The 5,136-nt window shown below is 63.3% G+C and carries 5 protein-coding genes; all 5 read right to left on the reverse strand.

Features of this window, described 5'->3' with window-relative positions; all coding sequences use genetic code 11:
- Positions 1-37 precede the first annotated feature (37 nt).
- Positions 38-331 (reverse strand): acylphosphatase, encoded by a 294-nt coding sequence (locus tag ACE3OA_RS21365; protein ID WP_374314649.1) that lies wholly within the window; start codon positions 329-331, stop codon positions 38-40.
- Positions 331-2,316: an acetyl-CoA carboxylase biotin carboxylase subunit gene (locus ACE3OA_RS21370; protein ID WP_374314651.1), complete on the reverse strand. Its 1,986-nt coding sequence runs from the start codon at positions 2,314-2,316 to the stop codon at positions 331-333. Before ACE3OA_RS21370 ends, ACE3OA_RS21365 begins: the two co-directional genes overlap by 1 nt.
- Before the next feature lie 186 nt (positions 2,317-2,502).
- Entirely contained in the window at positions 2,503-4,035 is a 1,533-nt protein-coding gene (locus ACE3OA_RS21375) for an acyl-CoA carboxylase subunit beta (RefSeq protein ID WP_374314653.1), read from the reverse strand.
- A gap of 152 nt (positions 4,036-4,187) precedes the next feature.
- Positions 4,188-4,907, reverse strand: a complete 720-nt coding sequence (locus ACE3OA_RS21380; RefSeq protein WP_374314655.1) for an ATP12 family chaperone protein — start codon at positions 4,905-4,907, stop codon at positions 4,188-4,190.
- A partial coding sequence (locus tag ACE3OA_RS21385) for a hypothetical protein (RefSeq protein ID WP_374314657.1) occupies positions 4,907-5,136 on the reverse strand: 230 nt, incomplete at its 5' end. The genes ACE3OA_RS21385 and ACE3OA_RS21380, both read right to left, overlap by 1 nt.

The following is a 5,136-nucleotide window of genomic DNA, read 5'->3' on the forward strand; positions in this document are numbered from 1 at the left end:
CTGATCCCGAGATCCATGTTTCGCCTCCGACGTTAAATCATGCGTCGGATGTTTGCGCGAAACCTTCCGGTATGTCCCCTGCGAAATCCTCAACCGCCACGCCCGCCACACGCGCGGCTTTGGGGCCTTGGTGGCAGGCGGCGATCATGTCGGTGACCTTGTCGAAAGGCCCCGCGAAGAGTGCCTCAACCGAACCGTCGGCGCGGTTGCGCACCCAGCCTTTGAGGCCGCGCGCCTCTGCCTGTTCGACCGTCCAGGCGCGGTACCAGACATTCTGCACCTTGCCGCTGATGCGGCAGAGCTTGGCCACACGGGTCGAATCGGCGCTCATCAGGCAAATTCGACGATGACCTGGTCGACAGCAAGGCTATCGCCGATCTTGGCCGGAATCTTGGCGACCGTGCCGTCGCGCTCGGCCTTCAATATGTTCATCATCTTCATGGCTTCGACGACGCAGAGCTCCTCGCCGGCCTTCACTTCCTGGCCTTCCTTCACCGCCAGAGAGACCAGGAGACCCGGCATGGGCGAGAGCAGGTATTTCGACATGTCCGGCGGCTGCTTGACCAGCATATGCCGGTCGAGATCGGCGGCGCGAGGGGTGAGCACGAGCACATTGACCTGGGCGCCGGCATAGGTGAGCCGGTAGCCGATGCCGGTGCGGTCGATCTGCACGGTAACGCTGCGCCCGTCGATGCGGCCACGCCACAGCACGTCGCCCAGTTTCCAGTCGCTGACCAGCTCGTGGCTCTTCTTGTCGGCGATGACGGCAAAGCCGGCGGCGGTTTCCGCCACCGTCGCCTCATGCTTGTCGGACCCCAGTTTCACCACCCATTTGCCATCGACGGCGCTGCCATTGGAATGGAAGCGCGGCGCGCGTTCATGGGCGCGCAGCTCGTAGCGGTGATGCACCACCGCCGCCACCGCGACGAGATCGGACAGCGCCTCGGCCTTCAGGCTCACGCCATGGAAGCCGTCGGGGAATTCCTCGGCGATGAAACCGGTGGTGAGGCGGCCGGCAGCGAAGCGCTCATGCGCCATCAGAGCCGAAAGGAACGGCATGTTGTGGTTGAGGCCACGGATATAGAAGGCGTCCAGCGCCTCGCGCATGGTCTGCGTCGCCGTCTTGCGGTCGGCGCCATAGGCCACGAGCTTGGCGATCATCGGGTCGTAGAACATGCTGATCTCGGCGCCTTCATAGACGCCGGAATCGACGCGCACGCTGCTCCCCAGCGCCGGCTCGCGGTAGCGCACCAGGCGGCCGGTTGAGGGCAGGAAGTTGCGCAAGGGGTCCTCGGCATAGACCCGCGCCTCGATCGCCCAGCCTTTCAGCTTCACATCCGCTTGCTTGAGCTTCAGCTTCTCGCCGTAAGCCACGCGGATCATCTGCTCGACGAGATCGAGGCCGGTCACCATTTCGGTCACCGGATGTTCGACCTGCAGGCGTGTGTTCATCTCGAGGAAGTAGAAGTTCCGCTTGCCGTCGACGATGAATTCGACCGTGCCGGCGGATTTGTATTTGACCGCCTTGGCCAAGGCCACCGCCTGCTCGCCCATGGCGGCGCGGGTCTTCTCGTCGAGGAAGGGTGAGGGCGCTTCCTCGATCACCTTCTGGTGGCGGCGCTGGATCGAGCATTCACGCTCGCCGAGATACAAGCAATTGCCATGGCCGTCGGCCAGCACCTGGATCTCGATATGGCGCGGCTCTTCGATGAACTTCTCGATGAAGATGCGATCATCGCCGAAGCTGGCCTTGGCTTCGGCCGTCGCGGAGCGGAAGCCATCCTTGGTCTCGGCATCGTTATAGGCGACACGCATGCCCTTGCCGCCGCCGCCGGCCGAAGCCTTCACCATGACCGGATAGCCGATCTCGCGGGCGATTTTCACGGCATGGTCGCCGTCCTTGATCACGTCGAGGAAACCCGGAACCATGTTGACGCCCGCTTCCTTGGCGAGCTTCTTCGATTCGATCTTGTCGCCCATGGCATGGATGGCATGAGGGTCGGGGCCGATGAAGGCGATCTTGGCCTTCTTCAAGGCCTCCGCAAATTTCATGTTCTCGGAGAGGAATCCGTAGCCCGGATGCACGGCCTCTGCGCCCGTCGCCTTGCAGGCCTCGACGATCTTCTCGATGACGAGATAGCTTTCACGCGCCGCCGCCGGGCCGATGGCCACGGCTTCATCCGCCAGGCGCACATGGAGCGCGTCGGCATCGGCTTCGGAATAGACGGCCACGGTCTTGATGCCCATGGCTTTGGCGGTCTTGATGACGCGGCAGGCGATTTCGCCGCGATTGGCAATCAGGATCTTCTTGAACACGTCAGTTACCCCCGACAGATCTCGATGCGCCCGGCTCTGTAACCCTCTCCCCTCGCGGGAGAGGGTAGGGTGAGGGGGCACTGGCATTCAGTCTCGCTCGCTCCACCCCCTCACCCCAACCCTCTCCCGCGAGGGGAGAGGGGGAAGAGAGCGGCGGCATGGGCGTATCAATAAACACACGCACCATCAAAGCGGGATGTTGTCGTGCTTCTTCCAGGGATTCTCGGCTTTCTTATCCCTGAGCATGGCAAGCGACCGGCAGATGCGCTTCCGGGTCGAATGCGGCATGATGACGTCGTCGATGAAACCGCGCGCACCCGCCACAAAGGGGGTGGCGAATTTCTGGCGATACTCTTCGGTCCGCTCGGCGATCTTCGCAGCATCGCCGATATCGGCACGAAAGATGATCTCGACGGCGCCCTTGGGGCCCATCACGGCGATTTCCGCCGTCGGCCAGGCGAAGTTGACATCGCCGCGGAGATGCTTCGAGCTCATGACGTCATAGGCGCCGCCATAGGCCTTCCTGGTGATGACCGTGACCTTCGGCACCGTCGCCTCGCCATAGGCAAAGAGCAGCTTGGCGCCGTGCTTGATGATGGCGCCATGCTCCTGCGTGGTCCCGGGCAGGAAGCCCGGCACGTCGACGAAGGTGACGATGGGGATCTCGAAACAATCGCAGAAGCGCACGAAACGCGCCGCTTTCCTGGACGAATCGATGTCGAGGCAGCCGGCCAGCACCATCGGCTGGTTGGCGACGATGCCCACCGTTTCGCCGCCCATGCGCGCGAAACCGGTGAGGATGTTGCGCGCATAATTGGGCTGCAATTCGAAGAAGTCGCCCTCATCCACCACCTTGGTGATGAGTTCCTTCATGTCATAGGGCTTGTTCGGATTGGACGGGATCAGCGTATCGAGCGACATTTCGTCGCGGTCGATCGGATCGGCCGAGATACGCTGCGGCGCCTTGGAACGGTTCGAGGCCGGCAGCATGTCGACGAAGCGCCTGACTTCGAGCAGCGCCTCGACATCGTTCTCGAAGGCGAGGTCGGCGACGCCGGATTTCTGGCTGTGGGTGACGGCACCGCCCAATTGTTCGAAGGTGACGTTCTCATGGGTCACCGTCTTCACCACATCGGGGCCGGTGACGAACATGTAGGAACTGTCTTTCACCATGAAGATGAAATCGGTCATGGCCGGCGAATAGACGGCGCCACCGGCACAGGGGCCCATGATGACGCTGATCTGCGGCACCACGCCCGAGGCCATGATGTTGCGCTGGAACACCTCGGCATAGCCGGCCAGCGACGCGACACCTTCCTGGATGCGGGCACCGCCGGAATCATTGATGCCGATGACCGGGGCGCCGACGCGCATCGCCTGTTCCATCACCTTGCAGATCTTCTCGGCATGGGCCTCCGAGAGCGAGCCGCCGAAAACGGTGAAATCCTGGCTGAAGACGAAGACGAGACGGCCGTTGATGGTGCCGTAGCCGGTGACGACACCGTCGCCCGGCACGCGCTGCGCACCCATGCCGAAATCATGGCAGCGATGCTCGACGAACATGTCCCATTCTTCGAAGGAATCCGGATCGAGCAGCAGTTCGATACGCTCGCGGGCCGTGAGGCGCCCCTTGGCATGCTGGGCGTCGACACGCTTCTTGCCGCCACCGGCACGCGCCGCCGCCCGCTTCTCTTCGAGCTGTTTCAGGATTTCCTGCATCGGACCGGTCCCCCGAACAAAAGACATCGCCCTGCGATTTTTTCCGCAGGTGCGAAAAGCGTGCTCTGGATAGCACGAAGATATCCCGAACCCAAGGAAGAAGCGGCCCAAAAGCGTGGGAAAATCGGCCTCTTCTGCCCGGTAAGCCGCCGCTAATCCTGAGCCAGCAGATCAAAAAATCGCCGTGCCGCCACCAGTTCGGCAAGCTGGGCCACGCGGCGGTCGACCGCCTCCTTATCCTCGCCCCAACGTTCCGCCTGGTAAAGCTCGTCGAGCTGAGCGGCATGGGCGGCCTGTTCCGGCGTGATCTCGCCTTCCGCCACCGCCAGGCCGATCACCAGCGAACCCACGGCGTGAACCATGGTCGCAAGGCAGCCAAGGGCGAAATCATCATGCCCCTCGACCACCCGTGTCAGCGCTTCCATCGTCGCTTTGGGCTGCTCCACCGCGACAATGCCGCTGGTCGCCTTCAGCGACACGTCATATCGACGCCGCAGCCAGTCGAGCAACGGGTCCCAGGCCTGGGCCTCGCGCTCGACCAAGGCCGGCGGCTGGCTCGCCCGGTAGCAGACCAGATCGGTCCCGCCATAGCCGGCGACATCGGCGACGATCCGCGCCCGCTCCGGCCCGATGCGGTCGATGGCGGTCGCGGCCAATTGCATCAGCGGCATCGAGTTCGGGCGGATCTGCTCGAGCTGCGCATCCCATTCGGCGGCAATGCCCTGCGCCAGCGCCTGGGTCGGCAGATTGAAGTCCTTCTTTGCCGGCGAGCGCAGCAGCTTGCCGTCCAGCGTCACGTTCCAACCACCGGCACCCTTGGTCGTGGCGACAATCTTGTAGAAGCGGCGCGGCGCCGAACCCAGCATGTTCATCAGTTCCCGAAGAGATTGTTGATTCCGCTGCCGATCGATTCCAGCGCCTTGCCGGTTTCCTTGCCGATCGCCTTGGCGCCCTCGCCCACACCTTCAATGACTTGGCCGGCACCTTCGCCGACACCTTCGATCACTTGGCCGGAGCCTTCGATGATCTTCTGCCCGGGCGTCGCGGCTTTGCCGGCCTTGATGCCGGCATCGAGTGCAGAACGGCACGGATTGGGGCCGA

This window comes from Dongia sp., from assembly GCF_041906375.1.
Classification (GTDB): Bacteria; Pseudomonadota; Alphaproteobacteria; order Dongiales; family Dongiaceae; genus Dongia.